13 protein-coding genes and 1 tRNA gene are annotated in these 18,360 nt (G+C 57.5%); 9 read left to right on the top strand and 5 right to left on the bottom strand.

The window, feature by feature from the left end; all coding sequences use genetic code 11:
* Nucleotides 1-89 precede the first annotated feature (89 nt).
* From AOA61_RS20635 to AOA61_RS20650, 4 genes are all read right to left on the bottom strand, one after another.
* On the bottom strand, nucleotides 90-1,283 hold the full coding sequence (locus tag AOA61_RS20635; protein ID WP_099602602.1) for a hypothetical protein: 1,194 nt from the start codon (nucleotides 1,281-1,283) through the stop codon (nucleotides 90-92).
* Nucleotides 1,284-1,557: 274 nt separating this feature from the next.
* Nucleotides 1,558-2,226, bottom strand: a complete 669-nt coding sequence (locus tag AOA61_RS20640) for a hypothetical protein (RefSeq protein WP_099602603.1) — start codon at nucleotides 2,224-2,226, stop codon at nucleotides 1,558-1,560.
* A 259-nt stretch (nucleotides 2,227-2,485) separates the two neighbouring features.
* Nucleotides 2,486-2,559 (bottom strand) — tRNA-Cys (locus AOA61_RS20645).
* Between the two features lie 212 nt (nucleotides 2,560-2,771).
* Nucleotides 2,772-5,060 (bottom strand): acylase, encoded by a 2,289-nt coding sequence (locus tag AOA61_RS20650; protein WP_099602604.1) that lies wholly within the window; start codon nucleotides 5,058-5,060, stop codon nucleotides 2,772-2,774.
* A 237-nt stretch (nucleotides 5,061-5,297) separates the two neighbouring features.
* On the opposite strand from AOA61_RS20650, the gene AOA61_RS20655 reads away from it, so the two are divergent.
* Nucleotides 5,298-5,678 carry a hypothetical protein gene (locus AOA61_RS20655; RefSeq protein WP_032885241.1) on the top strand — a complete coding sequence of 127 codons (381 nt, stop codon included), beginning with the start codon at nucleotides 5,298-5,300 and terminating at the stop codon, nucleotides 5,676-5,678.
* A 30-nt stretch (nucleotides 5,679-5,708) separates the two neighbouring features.
* Here the strand turns inward: AOA61_RS20655 and AOA61_RS20660 are convergent, their stop codons facing one another.
* Nucleotides 5,709-5,897 carry a hypothetical protein gene (locus AOA61_RS20660; protein WP_032885243.1) on the bottom strand — a complete coding sequence of 63 codons (189 nt, stop codon included), beginning with the start codon at nucleotides 5,895-5,897 and terminating at the stop codon, nucleotides 5,709-5,711.
* A 540-nt stretch (nucleotides 5,898-6,437) separates the two neighbouring features.
* Here AOA61_RS20660 and AOA61_RS20665 point away from each other — a divergent pair.
* From AOA61_RS20665 to glgA, 8 genes are all read left to right on the top strand, one after another.
* On the top strand, nucleotides 6,438-9,797 hold the full coding sequence (locus AOA61_RS20665) for a membrane-targeted effector domain-containing toxin (RefSeq protein WP_218197358.1): 3,360 nt from the start codon (nucleotides 6,438-6,440) through the stop codon (nucleotides 9,795-9,797).
* A 274-nt stretch (nucleotides 9,798-10,071) separates the two neighbouring features.
* On the top strand, nucleotides 10,072-12,066 hold the full coding sequence (locus tag AOA61_RS20670; RefSeq protein ID WP_099602606.1) for a methyl-accepting chemotaxis protein: 1,995 nt from the start codon (nucleotides 10,072-10,074) through the stop codon (nucleotides 12,064-12,066).
* A gap of 90 nt (nucleotides 12,067-12,156) precedes the next feature.
* Nucleotides 12,157-12,615, top strand: coding sequence for an SRPBCC family protein (locus AOA61_RS20675; protein ID WP_099602607.1), 459 nt, complete (start codon nucleotides 12,157-12,159; stop codon nucleotides 12,613-12,615).
* 81 nt (nucleotides 12,616-12,696) lie between these two features.
* A complete protein-coding gene (locus tag AOA61_RS20680; protein WP_032885249.1) occupies nucleotides 12,697-13,143 on the top strand; it encodes a DUF411 domain-containing protein in 447 nt (148 codons plus the stop codon).
* Nucleotides 13,144-13,146: 3 nt separating this feature from the next.
* Nucleotides 13,147-13,590, top strand: coding sequence for a YqaA family protein (locus AOA61_RS20685; RefSeq protein WP_095184662.1), 444 nt, complete (start codon nucleotides 13,147-13,149; stop codon nucleotides 13,588-13,590).
* A 44-nt stretch (nucleotides 13,591-13,634) separates the two neighbouring features.
* Nucleotides 13,635-14,636, top strand: coding sequence for an alpha/beta fold hydrolase (locus tag AOA61_RS20690; protein WP_099602608.1), 1,002 nt, complete (start codon nucleotides 13,635-13,637; stop codon nucleotides 14,634-14,636).
* A 26-nt stretch (nucleotides 14,637-14,662) separates the two neighbouring features.
* Entirely contained in the window at nucleotides 14,663-15,616 is a 954-nt protein-coding gene (locus tag AOA61_RS20695; RefSeq protein WP_099602609.1) for a D-2-hydroxyacid dehydrogenase family protein, read from the top strand.
* A 1,182-nt stretch (nucleotides 15,617-16,798) separates the two neighbouring features.
* Nucleotides 16,799-18,355 (top strand): glycogen synthase GlgA, encoded by a 1,557-nt coding sequence (glgA, locus tag AOA61_RS20700; protein WP_081797612.1) that lies wholly within the window; start codon nucleotides 16,799-16,801, stop codon nucleotides 18,353-18,355.
* The last annotated feature ends 5 nt before the right edge of the window (nucleotides 18,356-18,360 follow it).

Below are 18,360 nucleotides of genomic sequence, written 5' to 3' on the forward strand. Positions count from 1 at the left end.
ATCGACAATGAGCAGATCCGTACTCCCAGGTCAGACCAAGCGCGTCCCCAGCGACTAAATGCCGATTGCTCAAGATGCTCATACGGGTTCTATTTTGGCAAATGCTTATCTGCAAATAGCTTCTTGAAATCGCCTTCGACAAAGTGATTTGGCTTCCACCCCGCAACCCATCTATCAAGTAGGAACGTGTCAGCAGCTCCTAGCGCCACACCTGCAGCAGTACCGAACCCTCCGGCACCGAGCAAATCAATACCCAGCCCAGCAGCAGTGAAACAAACCCATCTGGAAGTTTTAACTGGCAGCTTTTCAAACTTCGAATCCTTAACAACCTCTTGGTAATATGCTCTCTTCAAATCCTTGTCGTCCGGAACACCTGCCACCCACTGCCTAAATTTATCTGCGGCTTCCAGCAAACTTAATACTTCATGGAACGTAACTCTGCCACTGTTAACTGCCTCTCGAATGGCATATGTATTTTCAAGCGTCAGCTCTACAAACTGACCTACATTTTGCTCTCCAGCAGCACTTCGACTTAAAACACCTTCTAGCGCTTGAAGACCAAGGACTGCCTCTAGAGCACCAGTGGACACTTCTGAGTTGAAAGCGGCGCCATAAAACGCTGATGAATAGGCGTCTTGAAGCCGGCCGACAATGAGTGCCGAAGTTAAAGTTGAATGACTCGACGGCGTTCTCAAATTATACGAAATATTAACTTTTCCAAAATCAATGTTTGTGTCGACAGTGAAAGCATTTGAGTGCTGTAAGTTGATTTTAAACCGAAAATCCTGGGCCTGCTGGTATTCCGGAGCAAGGTTACGAATCATAGTCTCGACGGCAGACTCCGCGCTGCTACTTTCTGCAAGGGCCTGAATCACAGACTCCTGCCTAAAGCTATCATGCTCAAACTTTTTAATTATTCTACCGAATTTATATCCCGCAAGCCGCGCTTGTGGGGAGCGCGCGGCTTGTCTAAAAACTTGTATTGCTTTGTCTTCGTACGAGATGCCAGCTAAAGTAAACTTAATTAGATCATGAACCTCGCCTAGGTAGGTTTTTTTAGTTCTCACCCCTAGAGTTTCATGAATGTAATGGAATTCAATGCGCCCAGACTCTATTAGCTCTACAAGAATTAATGGGGGGATTTTTCTTACAAGATACTGCACGACTCCGGCGTCACCTAAGATCCTAACTTTCCCGTAGAAAATTAAGCTTTCAGCAAGCGCCCCGATATCGATAATTTGGTCATGTCTGCCGGAGTTTTTGAATAAGATACTATCTAACATGAAACACCCTCATTCCTTTGACAACATTAAGCCGAAGCATGTTATCTGTTTTTGGCTGATAAATGCCGTTTGCCAGAGTCCGCTGTTGGCCGATAGTAGCCTGTCGTGATGACCCGCTTCGGGTCGAAAGACCGCTGGAATGGGGTGTTGATCGAGGCCGAGAAGCAGAACCAATTTGTGTCCTCCAGGTGTGTTTCCAAGGCCAGAATTTAATCGAAAATAAAAAGCTCGCATAATCGCCATACAAACTTATTAAGCTCAGTTGCTCCACATGCTATGTATTAGGCAGGCTTAAAACCGAGTTTGCTTTCTCCGCGTTTGACTTCAACATGCTTAACCACGCTATTCGTTCTTGAGCCATGCCTAGCTCGGCAAGAGCCTCGTCATGCTCTGAAAATTCGAATTTATTATCATTCATTATGCAGTAGCAGCGCTTATAAACTTCAAGCAGGCAGACCTCCAAGTTGATCACCAATAAGGAAATCCTAAATAATGAAGTTTCTGCTTCCTTTTTTATCAGCAGTTCGAGATCCTTGTTTATGTCGTCTACATGTCTAAAAATAAGTTTGATCCAGTACCGCTGATCGACGCTGAATGTGTGGGCTATTTCAGGATAATATTTATCCAATAGCGGCAAACTCACTGCCGAGAGCAGGTTGTGTCCAGTTGGACGATTTTTCGTGGCTATTGTTTCGCATATTTCAAGGAGGCTTCCCAGCGCATGCTTACATATGTGCATGAGCTCGTGAATATCCTCTTCGCAACAATTCTTCTTCGCAACCTTCGTCTTTGCCTCTTTACGTGCTGTCGAGAAGTAATTCAGACCAAAAGCCAGACCAGCGCCGACAATCGCACCCGCCAGAGGTAAAAACTTATCCGCCGAAGTTTTCACTGTCGTAGCTTGGATATATGTGAGGCACTGCGCGAAACCATCAATGTCCATGTTCTAGCCGAGTCTGTGGGATCAGGGCAGTATGCCATGACAGAATCGATTGAGTAGGTGTTCACCATCTGGAAGAGCGATTTCGGTAAATTGAGCTGGTACCGAGGGCACAATGGCCGATTGCGGCCTGACATTACTCTGATCACAGGTGCCCCATCGTTCGCAGTTGCGGAACACCTACTGAAAATTGCGGAACACTTCACTTTCCTGAGGGCAATAAAAAACCCCGTAGATCATTGATCTACGGGGTTTTCAAGAGTGGAGGCCGAGGTCGGAATCGAACCGGCGTAGGTGGATTTGCAATCCACTGCATAACCATTTTGCTACTCGGCCTCAAACGATCAATGCCCTGATTGCTGACATTCACCGCATAAAAACTTGAGTGGGCTACAAAGCCATGCCTCTACTCTAACTCATTGAATACATTGAAGTTTTTAATGCTTCGTTGCGTTCGATGGGCGCCATTATGTACTCATTTGCCAATGCCTGCAACCCCTTGATTTCAAAAATATTTCGCATTGGCATCAAGGGGTTGCGTGCCTGCCCTACTCCTTGATGCGCTGCGACTGGTATAGCGGGTCGGCCTTGATCTGGGCGTCGGTGAACGGCAGTGAGCGCAGTTTTTTCTCGGAGAACGCTTGGGTCTGGTCCTTGGCGTATTTCGATGCGGGGTTGCTGGACAGGGAGAACGCCAGTACGCCCTGGGCGTGTGGGCCTTGGTCGTCGAAGGTGACGATTTGCAGGTAGCTGCTGCCGCTGACTACTTCGCGCTTGCCATCGGCACGGGGCACGGTTTGCATGGCGTTGTAGATCCCCAGTTCCTGCGGGCCGCCGTGGATCGGGGTTTGGCCGGAGACTTGGACATCGCCCCATTTAATGCCGGGCTTGAGGCCGAGCTTGGCGACGTCTGCGGCAGAGGCCAACATGGCTTCGCGCAGGGCCTTGGCGACCGGTGCACGGTCGATGGCCAGGCCGCGCGGTGTGGTCAGGGGTTGGGCCCGGTCGAAGGCAACGCGCCAGGCATCAGGGATTTGCTCCAGCTGTTCCACCAGGTTGATGAAATGCACCAGACCCAGGCCGCTGTCGAGGTTGGCGTGCCGGTCCCAGTCTTTGAGGCTGGTGCACAGCGGCTTCAGTGCCGCCGCATCGGTGCCGAGGTGTTTGGCGCAGAACGCCAGCAAATCCGGCATGACCTGGCCGGCCAGGTACACCTCGTTGTCCATTACCATGTTTTGCAGGTCGGCAACGCTGATCGGTTGCTTATCCAGGGATTGCAGGCGCTGCAAAGCAAACCGCGCTCGCGGGCCCAGGCCGATGTTGTCCTGGCTGATCACCGGTGAGAAACCTGCCAGCGGCGCCTTGGGGTTGACCATCCAGGCCGAATCGTTGGAGTGCTGCACATAGTCAGTGCGCTCCAGTTGCGGCAGTTGGTCAGCCGGAAAGATGCCGGGCTGGGCTGAGCGTGGGTCGACGTCCCAGGCGCAGGCGCTGTGGGCGCCGTCGAGCATGATCATTTGCAGGCCGGCACGTGGATCGCTGCACTGGGCAAGCTTGGCCGCGCTGACGTTGGGCACCACCGAGAGGTTCATGTACAGGCTCTGACCCTGATCGTCGGCGGCCAGGGTGTTGACCCATGGGATGCCTTGCAGGGTGTGCACCGAAGTTTGCAACTCGTTGAGGCTGCCGGCGCGGTTCATCGCGTACCACTGTTGCAGGACGCGATCGTTGCCGAGGTTGGCGTCGCGCAGGCTGAACGCGTAGTGGCTGTCCCAGTCCAGCTTGCCGGGCCATTGCACGATGGGGCCGAACTGCGAGCTATAGACCGGATGAACCACGGGTTTAACACTGCCGTCCGCTTGCTTGACCTGCACCGTCACCGAGGTTTTTTCCAGGGGGACGGACTTGCCATCGAGCATGTAGCGCGTCGAGTCCTTCGGATCCAGGGTGAGGCGGTACAAGGTGAAATGCTTGGACGTGTCGACCGTATGGGTCCATGCCACATGCTGGTTAAAGCCAATGTTGACCACTGGCAAGCCCGGCAACGCGGCGCCCATCACGTCCAATTGGCCTGGAATGGTCAGGTGCATCTCATAAAAGCGCATGCCACCCACCCACGGAAAGTGCGGGTTGGCCAGCAACATCCCACGCCCATTGAACGAGCGCTCACGGCCCACAGCCACCGCGTTGCTGCCACGATCAAGGGTGAAACGCTGCTGGTTGGCCGCAGCCAACTCAAACGCCCTGGCGTTGGGCTGCACGCTGGCAGTGGCTTGAGGCGGCGCCGCGCCAACCAGCGCTTCGGCGAATTGGCCGACACCGCCTTCCACCAGCAGCCTGCGGGTCAATTTCACCACGTCTTCAGCGACCAACGGGCGTACCCATGCCGCCTGGCACTGCGCGGGAGCGCCCTGCTCTTTCAAGTAACGGTTGTAGCCAGCGACGTAACCTTCGATACGGTCTTTTATCTCGGGGCTCTGGGCTGTCCAAAAGGCCGCCACCGTCTCTGGCGTATTCAGCCAGGTAAAGAACACATCACTGGCCAGATTGTTGCGCTCTTCCAGGGTTGACTGATCGGGGCCGAAAAACTTTGCCCGCTCGCCATTTACCGTGACCACCTCATTGGCCAGCAGGCACAGGTTGTCCTGGGCATAGGCATAACCAATGCCGAACCCCAGGCCACGCTCATCGTTGGCACGAATATGCGGCACCCCATAACTGGTACGGCGGATATCTGCCGACGCCTGCGCCACCTGCTCGCGCGCCGATGCGGCCAGGCTCAACCCCAGCAATAGCCCTGCCACACCCATCCTGGACAACCCGTTGGAAATAATCACGCAGACTCCACAGTCAAATTGAACACCCTCACCGGGGGCAGTTACCCCACCGTAAGAACGCACAAAACCGGGAGAAATTTAGCGACGCGGCCGCTTTATCTGAAGGACGTTGGTTGTGACAAAACCGACACTGACGAAATTTCTACATCCAACACTTCATGATTTCGCTCGCTCGTTCGTCTTATTAGTAAGAGCGCCATCATTTTCCTGATCAGGCTCTGATAAGGAGTTTTTTGCATGTACAACCCGCAAGTGCCCACGGACGGACATTCATCGGTTGCCGACGCCAACTTTGGCGGCGGCACGCAAGTGTTCGGCAAAGCGCCCGAACAGCATGGCAACCAGCGTATTCGCCACTTACTTAAGTGTTTCGGTTTGCGCACCAGCCTGATTCGGCTGAAGGTCATCGACGCGCTGCTCACGGCTGCCGACAGCCAGCGCACCCTCGGGGTGCGCGGCGTGCACAGCCACTTGCTGAACCTTGGCATCCCGCTGTCGTTTCTCAGCGTGCGCGAAGTGCTCAAGCGCCTGTGCAGCGAGGGCGTGATCACCCTCAATGCCGATAAGAGTTACAGCCTCCACGAAGAGGCTGCCAAGGTGCTCGAAGGACGCGCCTGAAGTCAGAGCTTCATGCCCATGCCTTCACGCTCAGAGCTTGACCTTGCGACGCATGACGCCGTTGATCACCACCACGATCACCGCGACGGCAATGGCGATGGTCTGGAACGTTTTCTCACTGATGACCCCGGTGTTCTGCAAGTAGGACAGGCCAAACATCGTCCCCAATACAGCCAGGGCAATCAGAAGTGAATATTTCAAACGTTGCTTTTGGGTCATGACAAGTTCCTGAACTTGAAGAGTGTATCCATTGTTTGAAGCCTTCCCTGCCAACACCGGCCCTGGGGCAGGCATAGGCCGGGCCGACAGGCGCTCATATTACAGGCGATGAAAAGCTTTGGCTCGCCCTGCGCCGGATTGACCTGCAAACGCCTTACGGCAATCTGAGCCATCACATCGAGAGACAGGGCTGATTTACCGGTTTCATAAAAGACTTTTCACGCCGTTGCCAACACTTAATTTTACAGACCTCGGTATTTCCGCAAGGAACCTCGCAGGGTGTTTTCTACACCCAATCGGGGACGTCTGAGGAAAAGGGAACCTCCTCATGAAAGACGCTTATTACAGCTTGTCTGAAAAGGTGCCCACCCCATGTTGAATGTTCACACACCCACTCAACCCCCATCTCAGCCTCACCTACCGCCCCCGCCTATCAATAATCAATCGCCTGGTTTACACGCCAGCAATCCTTCAGCAAACCTCCAAACCGCTGCGTCCTCCCCCCGCCTCTCACTTGCCAGCACTGGCTTGAAACAGATGATGGCGGACAACCAGAACCTCAGGAGCCTAGGACAAAAACTCAGCGAAACGGCAACACGCTTAGGTGTGAATGCCACACCGCAAGCGATCCTCGCCGCGTTGAAGGCGACGCCGATGGATATTCAACCGGGTTCGTCCTACCCGATAGAAGCAGACGCGGCCGTCACGCTCGACGCCTACATCACGTCCAACAACCTGATGCTCCCCAATAACCATTTCGGCCTGATTGCCTTGGCAGACGCCGTGTTCAACCGGGCGTTAGAGCATCCACTGGGCAATTTAGGCGGTGGGCTGTCCTGGCCGATACCCATGAGCATGCGCAACGAAGAGGCGCTACTTGGTACGCTGAGGCACTACGTGGCGCAGCATCCGAACCCAGCGCAGATAGGCGTAAGCCTTGGCGTTTTGGAATACCTGAACAGCAACCAGCCACCTTCCGGCGAAGCCGCCACCGATCCGGCGAAAGCCTTGGTCGCTATCCTGACCACCCCACGGGCACAGGCGCTGGGGCAAGCCATTCAGACCAAATTGAACGGCGTTGCAACTGACACCAGCGTCAACGAATACACGCTGACCGCTATCAACCTGGCGCTGGATCCAGAATCGATTGACCACGCCCACCCCAGCGCAATCGCCAGTTTCAACCTCGCACAGGAAGCCCACTGGGGCAAACCCGCGTCGGCCGTGGTGACCAGCCTGAGCCAACACCTGATAAAAAAACGCAAAACATCCGCCGCAATGGCCAACGTTGGCGCGTATGTGCTTCTGGCAAGGAAAGCCCCCGAATTACTGATCAAGGACCTGCCTGCCAGCGTGACGTATGGCAGCACCGCGTGGCTCAACCTGTCGATCGCCGCCGCGACGATAGAAGCGCAAACACCGGGAAAGGTGCCGAACATGACCTTTGCCCAGGTCATGTCGGCCGCTGAAGGCGCCAGCCTGCAAGACCTGTCCATCACCCAAAAAGCGCAGAGTGCGGCCCTGCGGGTCTGGGGCGTCGTAAACGGCGTTATCAGCCAGGCCGAAGCCGATCGGTACAACGATGCCGACATCGACAAGGTCAAAACCGCTTTCAATCAACAAGCGAATTTACGGCTAGAAGCCTCCGGCCAGATCCAAACCGACATGCCCAGCCGTAAAGACATCGCGTTGGCCAAACTAAAAGAACGGTTTGGCGAGGACGTCCCGTTTGAAGAGAAGCTGCTAACGGTCAAGGACACCAGCCAACCCTACGCGCAACCGCTCTACGACCCCAATCGAGCGCCAGCAGGCCACCATTCGCTCTTGGATATCGCCATGAGCGGGCTGGATCAGTTTTCGTGGGAAACCAAAGACCCGCGCATCCTTGATGCACTGGAAGGTAAGTCCCTGGCATTCGATGTAAACGCCGTCTTTAACTCTCAACTTTCCCAAGCGATCAACTCACGCAAACAAGGCATTGGTACGACGGTCAAACACTTGATCGCTCAGCTCCCGCTGGCAGACAGGCAAAACCTGGAATTTGGGAAGCTGGAGTTCTATCAAAACAATACGTACCAGTTGGGTATGGGGTTCACTGGCAGAACCCTTGTAGAGAAAAACGAACAACTGCTGGTTAAAGCCACCGGGGGCAGCGGCGAAACGGTTTACGCGATCGACCTTAAGCAGGGTTCCATCACCACGGTCCCAGGCACCGTATTGACCAAAGAGCGTGATCGCGAGTCAAACCTCGTCTATCCAATAGAGCAGTTCCTCCCAACCAACGCCGATGACACCGTTTGGCAGCCAAATAACACTGCGGGGAATCCACTGCCAGTTCCCGACAGCTTTTCAAGCAACCGAACGCAATCCATTGCCGATGCGTTTATCGAACACCTGGATATTGATAACAAGGACGTGGTCAAGCAGGCCAGGGGAACCACCACCTACGATCAACAGATGGACGTCGAGGAGAAACTGGCGGATTTCTTTCTCGACCTGATTCCCTTGAGATCGGCCATCGTCAACTTCAAGAACGGCAACGTCCTGGACGGTGTTGTCGATCTGGGGATGGATATTTTCGGATTCGTCACTGCCGGCGCAGGTGCAGCAGCGAAAATTGGGAACGTTGCGGTCAAGGGCTTCAGCGCGACAACCAAGGCGGTTCGGGTGGCAAAAATTTTGGGAACCACGCTCATCGGTGAGCTCAACCCAGCGAGCGGGCTGGGTGATCTGGTGCAGGGAGGCGCCAAGCTGATCGGCAAAGGCATCGACACCATCAAGAAAACCAGTGGGGCCTTTAATATGGCAAGGGTCATCGCCAACGAGCATGGGCCCATTACTCACGGCACCTTCAAGATCGCCGACCAGACCTTCCGGGCCGACACCATCCTGTCCAACGGCCAACGGTATGCCTACGACCCCGCGGCGATGAAGCCCTACGGCACGCCTTTGGCAGACTTCAACCCGCTCGACACCTTGGCACCCGGCTCCCCCCATACCCACTCCCCGTCCCCTGCACAGCACCGTCATCGATACAACCCTATGGCCTCCATCGCGCGCCCAGTGCGAGTCAGAAAGCCGTTGCCCGTCGGCGACTACGCAGAAAGTATGCGCGGGAAACTGGAACCGGATCATTTCAAACCCGACACCAAGATGGCGACCATTCAAAAGTTCAAAGATGAAATGAAGGACTATTTTTACGCCATCCAGCAGGCGGGCCTCCCGACGCGACCGACCATCCCGCACATCGCCGGCAACGTCCCTGTCCCTGACCTGATCGAAACAGCGTTGAAAGCCTCGCAAGGCGTGGTATTTGGAGAGTCCCACAAGCAGATGGCAAGCTTCCGGGCGCTGTTCGATAACGTCGCCACACTAAAAAACGAGGGCGTTAAAAGAGTTTACTTCGAGGGGTTGATAGATATGCCCCAAGGGCTTGTCGACGACGGAATTGGCATCCTTGGTCAAAGCAAGCAGCTTCGAAGCGGCCCGACATTCCAAGAGTTACGCAAAAAGCTGGAGGATAACGGCATAGAGGTCTTGCCTCTTGATCACTACTACCTCACCCGCCACAAAGACCTACGCGGCTTAAAGAAGCCGACCACTACTGGCTCCGCGTCGATCACGCGGCTTGAAGAGTTCAACTATTACGCCGCTGAAACCATCCAGGCCACCTCAGGTGCTGATAAGTGGGCTGCATTGGTTGGGCATTCACATATGAACACCTCCGAAGGTGTGCCCGGCCTCGCTGAGTTGACCGGCAGCATCGGCATTGGTGTGTTTGACAGGCCCAGCGCCACGAACCATTTCGGAACCAGAGTCCTGGGCCATCCACAGGATCCCACCAAACCGGTCGGCAGCGGCGGTATCCCCGGCGATCTACAGATTTACATCAAGCCGTAAACCCAAATCCCACCCGGCACACTAGCGGTCACAGCGCATGGCCCACCCCTAGCGCTGCAACCCCGCGCCGGGTGGGGCGCGCCGCTCAACCCATTATCGGCACGGTTTACCGAGACAACTGTCCATGGGCTCCCAGTTGAATGGCCAATCCCAACCGTTTAGCCCTTCACTTTATTTGCACGAGCGTACCTAAAGCTAAGCGTTGCCAAGCCGATAGCCCAACGAAGCTCTAAAAAAGCCGCGTCGATAATAAACGCTTCGTAAGGACGACCCCATGCCCCCAATGCGCTCTATCCAAGCCCGCTATACCCTGTTTCTGGTGCTGTTCGTCCTGGTGCTATTCGTGTTGACCGTCGTGGGTATCGGCCAGTTGGTCGCACCCAAGCTGCGACAGACCGAAGAACAGGTGGTGCTCAACCGCATCAGTGAGGTGGCAGAACAAATTCAGGGCGAACTGAACAAGGTTCAGGCCCAGCAACGCACCATCACCCAAACTATTCCACTGCTCGACAGCGATGCCATCGACAAGGTCCTGCCAGGCCTGGTCGACCAATATGGTGAACTGAAGGTATTTGGTGGTGGTATCTGGCCGCTGCCCAACCAGCGCACGCCGGGCCGCAACAAGCACAGCACGTTCTGGCACCGCGATGCGTCGGGCAAGCTGGCGGTGAACACGTTCTGGAACAGCGACCCCGCGCCCAACTATTACGACCAGAGCTGGTACAAAGGCGGCCTCGCTTCGCCGCGCGGGCAATGCGCCTGGGCGGCTGCCTACAAAGACGACGCCAGCCAGGAGCCGCGCACCAACTGCGCCATGGCGATCCAGCGTGACGGCGCCGCCTATGGCGTGGCCACCATCGACGTGACCCTGGGTTTCTTCAATGACCTGGTGGCCAGCAAGGAAAAAGACATCGGCGGGCAAATGCTGATCGTCGAGGGCGATGGCAAGATCATCAGCAACAGCTCGCGCCTGAGCAGCCCCGTGGTGTTGAAGAACATCAGCGAACTGACCTCCACCTCGGCATTTGCCACCCAGGTCAGCAAAGCCCTGGCCCATCGCGACCAGGCACTGCAACGCAGCGAGTTCGACAATGGCGGCGTGGCCAGCACCTTCTATCTGCGCCCCATCGAAGGCACGCCTTGGTTCCTCGCCACCGCCCTGCCCACTTCACTGATCACTGCCCAGCGCGATGACGTGCTCGGCAGTCTGGCGCTGTTGCAAATCCCAATGGTGTTGCTGCTGGTGCTGCTGGCGGCGTATGCGATCCGCCAACTGGTGCAGCGCATGAAGATCCTCAAAACCAATATCGACGCGCTGTCCGCTGGCGATGCCGACCTCACGCGACGTATCACCATCCGCGCCGAAGACGAACTCGGCGCCATCGGTCACTCGGTGAACCACTTCATCGTCTACCTGCAAAACATGATCGGCGAAGTCACCCAGGCCACTGGCGCGATGTCGTCAGGCCTTGAGCAATTGCAACGGACCTCGGCCCACACCAACCAGATCCTGGTGCGTCACGCCTCGGAAACCGACCAGACTGTCACCGCTATCACCGAGATGAGCTCCACCGCCGACAACGTCGCGCAAAACGCGGCCGAAACCGCCTCGTTCACTCAGCGCGCCAATGAGCACGCCGATCGCTCACGCGTGGTCGTTGGGGAAGCATCCACCAGTGTCAGCGCCCTGATCGGCGAAGTTGCCAGCGCCACCCACACCGTGGAAAACATGCGCCAGGACGCCGCACGCATCACCGAGACCCTCGGGGTGATCGGCGCCATTGCTGGCCAGACCAACCTGTTGGCCCTCAACGCCGCCATTGAAGCGGCGCGGGCCGGTGAGCAAGGTCGAGGCTTTGCAGTGGTCGCCGACGAAGTGCGCGCCTTGGCTGCGCGCACTCAGGCAAGCACCTCGCAGATCAACGAGATGCTGGCACGCCTGACTGCCGGGGTGAGTTCCTCGGTCGCGGCCATGGAAAATACCCAGGCCAGCTGCCAATCGGCAGCGGATGCCACGGCGCGGGTCAACACCGGGTTGGATGAAATGGCGGGTTCCGTGAGCCATATCAACAACCTCAGCACGCAGATCGCCACAGCCGCCGAGCAGCAAAGCGCGGTGACCGAGGAGATCAACCGCAGCATGGTGCAAATCCGACACATGGTCGAAGAGTTGGTACAAAGCGGCCATGCCACCGAAACCAATACCCAGAGCCTGCTGGATGCCAATGGCCGGGTGATCGCCTTGATGGGCCGCTTTAAAGTGCGCTGATCAATTCTCTAAAGGCTCCCGTGCAAAGCGCGGGAGTCGGACTATTCTGACAGTTCCAAGTGTTAAGCCCCGCCACACAGGAGGTGTGCCATGCGCGCTGTCGAGCAGTCGTTCCGCTTGGAGCGGATCAGTCAGGAACGCTTTATCCAAGCCCCCATTGACGCTGTTTACGACTACGTGACCCAACCGGATCGCTGGCATGAATGGCACCCCACATCCCTCGGGGCCGACACCGGCACCACCGGATCGCTCCCCGCCGGTGCACGCTTTACCGAAATGATCGACCTGCTGGGTGTACGCGTGCCCATGAGCTACCGCGTGCAGATCGCCCATCGTCCCGACGAGTTCAAGACGGTGTTCACATCCCTCGCCGTCGATGGTTCCATCCACTATTTCCTGCTGCCCTTTCACGACGGCACGCTGTTCAAGCGTGTGCTGACCTATGAAACCGAATTGCAGTTGGCCAGCCTGCACGATCGCATGATCGAACTATCAGCGATTGCGCTGGACCAGCTCAGGCACCGCCTGGAAAACGCCAATCTTGTATAACTTTGAAACATTACAACGGCGCCCCCTTCAAAAAAGCGCGGAGAATGCCCGGCTTACTGCCTGGTCTTGGACGAAAACCTGATGAAAACCCCACTGCGATTGGCCCTGCTTTCAGCTCTCTTCACCACCACCCTGGCCCAGGCCGCTGACCTCATCCCCATCGACGTGCACCGTGACGCCAACTGCGGCTGCTGCAAAAAGTGGATCAGCCACCTGGAAAGCAACGGCTTCAAGGTCAACGACCATGTCGAAGCTGACATGAGTGCCGTCAAGCAACGCCTGGGCGTGGCCCCGCGCCTGGGCTCCTGCCACACCGCCGTGATCGACGGCAAATTCGTCGAGGGCCACGTGCCCGCCGATCAAGTGCTGGCCTTGCGCAAGCGCGATGACCTGCTGGGCATTGCCGCACCGGGCATGCCGATGGGTTCGCCCGGCATGGAAATGGACGGGCGCAGCGAGGCCTATCAAGTCATCGGGCTGACCCGGGACGGCAACGATGTCGTGGTGGCTGAGTACCCGGCGCACTGATCGATGCTGATGGGTTACCTCGGGCTGTTCATCGCCGCCTTTGGTGCGGCGACCTTACTCCCATTGCAATCGGAAGCGGTGCTGGTAGGCCTGCTGGTCAGCGGGCATTACGGCCTGTGGTGGCTGCTGGGTATCGCGACCCTGGGCAATGTTCTCGGGTCGCTGGTCAACTGGTGGCTGGGCCGCTGGGTGGAGCACTTCAAGGGTCGGCGCTGGTTTCCGGTCAGCGACAGGCAACTGGAAAAAGCGCGCACCCATTACCAGCGCTGGGGACACTGGACGCTGCTGCTCAGTTGGGTGCCGATCATTGGCGACCCGCTGACGTTGGTGGCCGGGGTAATGCGTGAGCCCTTGTGGCGGTTTCTGCTGCTGGTGACCCTGGCTAAAGGCCTGCGCTATGCCGTGCTGGCCGCCGTGACCTTGCAATGGGTGTTAATCCCCACTTAATCCCTCGCAAAGAGCATCCGGACACCCTTCCTGGAGCCGCGCCCATGCCTCTATTCCGCGCTTTTTGCATCGCCGGTCTGCTGACGGCCAGCACAACGCCTGCGCTCGCGGCCACCTACGGTCCTGAGCTGCAAGGTTTCCAGTACCCCTACCCCCTTGAACATTTCCAATTCCAATCCCAAGGCGAATCCCTGCAAATGGGCTACATGGACGTGCCGGCCAAAGGCACCGCCAATGGTCGCGCCGTCGTGCTGATGCACGGCAAAAATTTCTGTGGTGCAACGTGGGAAAGCTCGATCAAGGCCCTGAGTGATGCCGGTTACCGAGTGATCGCACCGGACCAGGTCGGTTTTTGCAGCTCCAGCAAACCCGAGCACTACCAGTACAGCTTCCAGCAGTTGGCCCTCAACACCCACCAGTTGCTGGAAAAGCTCGGCATTCAAAAGGTCACCCTGCTCGGCCACTCCACCGGCGGCATGCTCGCCACGCGTTACGCGCTGATGTACCCCGAGCAGACTGAGCAGTTGGCGCTGGTCAACCCCATCGGCCTGGAAGACTGGAAAGCCCTGGGCGTGCCTGCGCTCAGCGTCGACCAGTGGTATGCCCGTGAACTGAAAGTCAGCGCCGATGGGATTCGCCAATACCAGCTCAACACGTACTACGTCGGCCGCTGGAAGCCGGAATACGAGCGGTGGGTGGATATGTATGCCGGCCTGAGCAACGGCCCGGGGCATACGCGGGTCGCATGGAACTCGGCGTTGATTTACGACATGATCTTCACCCAGCCGGTGTACTACGAATTCAAGAACCTGCAGATGCCTACCCTCTTGCTGGTCGGCACCTCCGACAACACCGCCATCGGCAAGGACGTCGCGCCGCCCGAGGTCAAAGCTAAGCTCGGCAACTACGCGGTGTTGGGCAAAACCGTGGCCAAGCTGATCCCCCACGCAACGCTGGTGGAGTTTCCCGGCCTGGGCCACGCGCCGCAGATGGAAGAACCGGCGAAGTTTCACCAAGCGCTGTTGCAGGGTTTGAACGCGCTTTAATCCAACCTTTTTCGAGGCACTCGTGAATGTCGGTACAGATCGCAGTCATTGATGATTGGCAGAATGTGGCCCGTGACGTGGTGGATTGGTCGGTGCTGGAGTCGGTCGGCCAGGTGCACTTCCTGCACGATTACCCGTCCGATACCACCGTAATGATCGAACGTCTGCAGCCGTTCGAGGTGATTTGCGTGATGCGTGAGCGCACCCCATTCGACGCCGCGCTGTTGCAGGGGCTGCCCAACCTCAAGTTGCTGGTGACCGGCGGCATGCGCAACGCGGCCATCGATATTCCCGCCGCCAAGGCCCTGGGCATTCACGTCTGCGGCACCGACAGCTATAAACAGGCAGCGCCGGAATTGACGTGGGCATTGATCATGGCCTCCACCCGCAACCTGCTGGCCGAGGCCAACTCCGTGCGCGCCGGGCACTGGCAGGTCGGCCTTGGCGGCGACCTGTACGGGAAGACGCTGGGCATCCTTGGTCTGGGCAGCATCGGCCAGAAGGTCGCGCAATTTGCCCAAGTCTTCGGCATGCGCGTGATTGCTTGGAGTGAAAACCTCACGCCGGAGCGTGCGACGCAAGCCGGTGTAAGCTGGGTCAGCAAGGAAGACCTGTTCAAACAGGCCGATATCCTGACCATCCACCTGGTACTCAGCGACCGCACCCGCGGCCTGGTGGATGCCGAGGCGCTGGGCTGGATGAAACCGACGGCGCGTCTGGTGAATACCGCGCGTGGGCCGATTGTGGATGAGCAGGCATTGGTTGAGGCATTGAGCCGTGGTCGCCTGGCGGGGGCTGCACTGGATGTGTATGCCGAGGAGCCGTTGCCGCTGGATCATCCGTTCCGCCACTTGCCCAATGTGCTGGCCACGCCCCATGTAGGCTATGTGAGCGAGCAGAATTACCGGCAGTTCTACCAGCAGATGATCGAGGATATCCAAGCCTGGGCGAACAACGCGCCCATCCGCCCGCTCGGCTGACGCACCAATACAGGGCGCCTCTCACCGCAGAGGCGCACGCCGCCCCAGTGGTGAGAGGCCTGCTCAGAAAATAAGCTCACATCCTCCTGTCCACGGCCGCCACAACCCCTGTGGTGAGCAGGCTTGCTCAGAAAATAAGCTCACAACCTGCTGCGACAGGCGCCACGACCTCTGTGGTGAGCAGGCTTGCCCTGCGCCGGAGTGCGAAGCGCTCCCAAATGGCTAGCCTTGCTGCATCAGGTACATAGGCGGTGCCCCTAATGGGGCTGCTTCGCAGCCCAGCGCAGGGCAAGCCTGCTCACTACAAAGTGCAGCTCAGCTCCTACTGCACAGTCGCAAACAATCCTTTGGTGAGAGGTTTGCTCAGAAATAAGCTCACAACCTCCTGCCCACGGGCGCCACAACCTCTGTGGTGAGCAGGCTTGCCCTGCGCCGGAGTGCGAAGCGCTCCCAAATGGCTCGCCTTGCTGCATCAGGTACATAGGCGGTGCTCCCAATGGGGCTGCTTCGCAGCCCAGCGCAGGGCAAGCCTGCTCACTACAAAATACGGCTCAGCCCCACTCCACAGTCGCAAACAACGCTGTGGTGAGAGGTTTGCTCAGAAATAAGCTCACAACCTCCTGCCCACGGGCGCCACAACCCCTGTGGTGAGCAGGCTTGCCCTGCGACGGAGTGCGAAGCGCTCCCAAATGGTTCACCTTGCTGCACCAGGTACATAAGCGGTGCCCCTAATGGGGCCGCTTCGCAGCCCAGCGCAGGGCAAGCCTGCTCACTACAAAACCCAGGTCAAACTGCATTACCTCGAAATACACCACTGCCCCACAAACAATTGGCTAATAACCACTGACTCTCAGGTTAAAAGTTTTTTGTCCTACAAAATCTTCCCAGAAACCCCACAGGCTATGAGGATCTGTCCTAGACTGATGACCGATGGGTCCGTTCCAAAACAAAAACCCCGCAAAAAATCTAAACTTTCCGACTCTGCCATTGGTCCAGTTTTAAGGTAAGGCGAGCACACACGCTTCACAGCACATGCCCGTCCATCCAATCTTTTTTCGCAATCCGTGCAACTGGCATACGCCTTGCCAGTTTGTACAGTGCTTGTGCGCCTGGCCGCAGGATGCGGCCAATCGGAGCTAGTGGCAGCGGGCCATTAGCCGACCAACAAAATGGGAGTGCATTATGATCAGTGCCGCAGTAGATACTCAGGGAGAGCGTTTCAGTCAGCCTGCAGGGGGGCCTACGTCGTTGGCCGACCTGCCAAGCTCTGTGCGGCCGATCGTGAGTCACAACCCGAATCGAAAGAAAGTGCTGTTTGTCACGTCCGAGTTTGCTGACCTGGTGAAAACCGGTGGCCTGGGCGACGTCTCCGCGGCCCTGCCCCGTGCCATGGCTCACCTGCATGATGTGCGCGTGTTGATCCCCGGCTACCCGCAGGTCATGGAAAGCGACAACCCGATCCACATCATCGGTGAACTGGGCGGCCACGCCGCGCTGCCGCCATGCAAGATCGGGCGTATGGACCTCAAGGACGGCCTTGTCATTTATGTGTTGATCTGCCCCGAGCTCTACGAGCGTGAAGGCACGCCTTACGGTGCCAACAACGGCCGCGACTGGCCGGACAACCATATCCGCTTCGCCCGCCTGGGCCTGGCCGCCGCCGACATCGCCGCCAACCTCGCACAGATTCACTGGTGCCCGGACTTGGTGCACGCCCACGACTGGCCTGCTGGCCTGGCCCCGGCGTATATGCACTGGCGTGGATCACGTACGCCGACCCTGTTCACCATTCATAACTTGGCCTATCAAGGTGTGGTCAGCCTGGCCTCGACGCCAGAGCTGGGTATCCCGCCCCACGCCCTGCAGCAGGAAGGCATGGAGTTCTACGGCAAGATGTCGTTCCTCAAGGCCGGCATGGCTTATTCCAGCCATATCACCACGGTGAGCGCCACCTACGCCCAGGAAATCACCACCCCGGAATTTGGCTGCGGCCTCGACGGTTTTCTCGCCGCCAAGACCCAGCAAGGCCTGCTCAGTGGTATCCCCAACGGTATTGATGAAAGCTGGGAAACCTCCACCGACGAGCACCTGACGCACAACTTCAATATCGGCGACTGGGAAGGCAAGGCAATCAATGCCGCCCACGTGCGCGAATTGTTCGGTCTGCACGATTCCACCGGCCCGCTGTTCGCCGTGGTCTCGCGTCTTGTCTACCAAAAAGGCCTGGACCTGACCGAAGCGGTGGCTGGCTTCATCGTTGAGAACGGCGGCCAGATCGCAATCATCGGGCGCGGCGAACCGGAAGAAGAACAGGCCATGCGTGAACTGGCCCTGCGCTTCCCGGGCCAAGTCGGCGTGCGCATCGGCTTCAACGAAACCGACGCGCGCCGTATGTTTGCCGGCAGCGACTTCCTGCTGATGCCATCGCGCTACGAGCCCTGCGGCTTGAGCCAGATGTACGCCCAGCGCTTCGGCTCACTGCCGGTGGCACGCAATACCGGCGGGCTGGCAGACACTATCGAAAATGGCGTCACCGGGTTCCTGTTCAATGAATCCACGGTGGAAAGTTATGAAGAAGCCCTGAGCCGCGCGTTCAAGGTCTTCGCTTTCCCAGGCCTGCTCAACGCCATGCGTTGCCGTGCCATGACCCAACCGTTCAATTGGTGCCAGGCAGTCGAACCCTACGCCGAACTCTACGAACAACTTGTGGCCAAGGCCCTGGGGAAATCAGTCAAGTAATCAAG

It is taken from the genome of Pseudomonas sp. 2995-1 (genome assembly GCF_002742505.1).
Classification (GTDB): domain Bacteria; phylum Pseudomonadota; class Gammaproteobacteria; order Pseudomonadales; family Pseudomonadaceae; genus Aquipseudomonas; species Aquipseudomonas sivasensis.

What these genes read in the sequence shown, in the direction of transcription:
- AOA61_RS20680 (WP_032885249.1), top strand. Translation starts at nt 12,697, where the DNA reads ATGAAAACCCCACTGCGATTGGCCCTGCTTTCAGCTCTCTTCACCACC.
- AOA61_RS20675 (WP_099602607.1), top strand. Translation starts at nt 12,157, where the DNA reads ATGCGCGCTGTCGAGCAGTCGTTCCGCTTGGAGCGGATCAGTCAGGAA.
- glgA (WP_081797612.1), top strand. Translation starts at nt 16,799, where the DNA reads ATGATCAGTGCCGCAGTAGATACTCAGGGAGAGCGTTTCAGTCAGCCT.
- AOA61_RS20690 (WP_099602608.1), top strand. Translation starts at nt 13,635, where the DNA reads ATGCCTCTATTCCGCGCTTTTTGCATCGCCGGTCTGCTGACGGCCAGC.
- AOA61_RS20670 (WP_099602606.1), top strand. Translation starts at nt 10,072, where the DNA reads ATGCCCCCAATGCGCTCTATCCAAGCCCGCTATACCCTGTTTCTGGTG.
- AOA61_RS20695 (WP_099602609.1), top strand. Translation starts at nt 14,663, where the DNA reads ATGTCGGTACAGATCGCAGTCATTGATGATTGGCAGAATGTGGCCCGT.
- AOA61_RS20665 (WP_218197358.1), top strand. Translation starts at nt 6,438, where the DNA reads ATGGCGGACAACCAGAACCTCAGGAGCCTAGGACAAAAACTCAGCGAA.
- AOA61_RS20655 (WP_032885241.1), top strand. Translation starts at nt 5,298, where the DNA reads ATGTACAACCCGCAAGTGCCCACGGACGGACATTCATCGGTTGCCGAC.
- AOA61_RS20685 (WP_095184662.1), top strand. Translation starts at nt 13,147, where the DNA reads ATGCTGATGGGTTACCTCGGGCTGTTCATCGCCGCCTTTGGTGCGGCG.
- AOA61_RS20660 (WP_032885243.1), bottom strand. Translation starts at nt 5,897, where the DNA reads ATGACCCAAAAGCAACGTTTGAAATATTCACTTCTGATTGCCCTGGCT.
- AOA61_RS20640 (WP_099602603.1), bottom strand. Translation starts at nt 2,226, where the DNA reads ATGGACATTGATGGTTTCGCGCAGTGCCTCACATATATCCAAGCTACG.
- AOA61_RS20635 (WP_099602602.1), bottom strand. Translation starts at nt 1,283, where the DNA reads ATGTTAGATAGTATCTTATTCAAAAACTCCGGCAGACATGACCAAATT.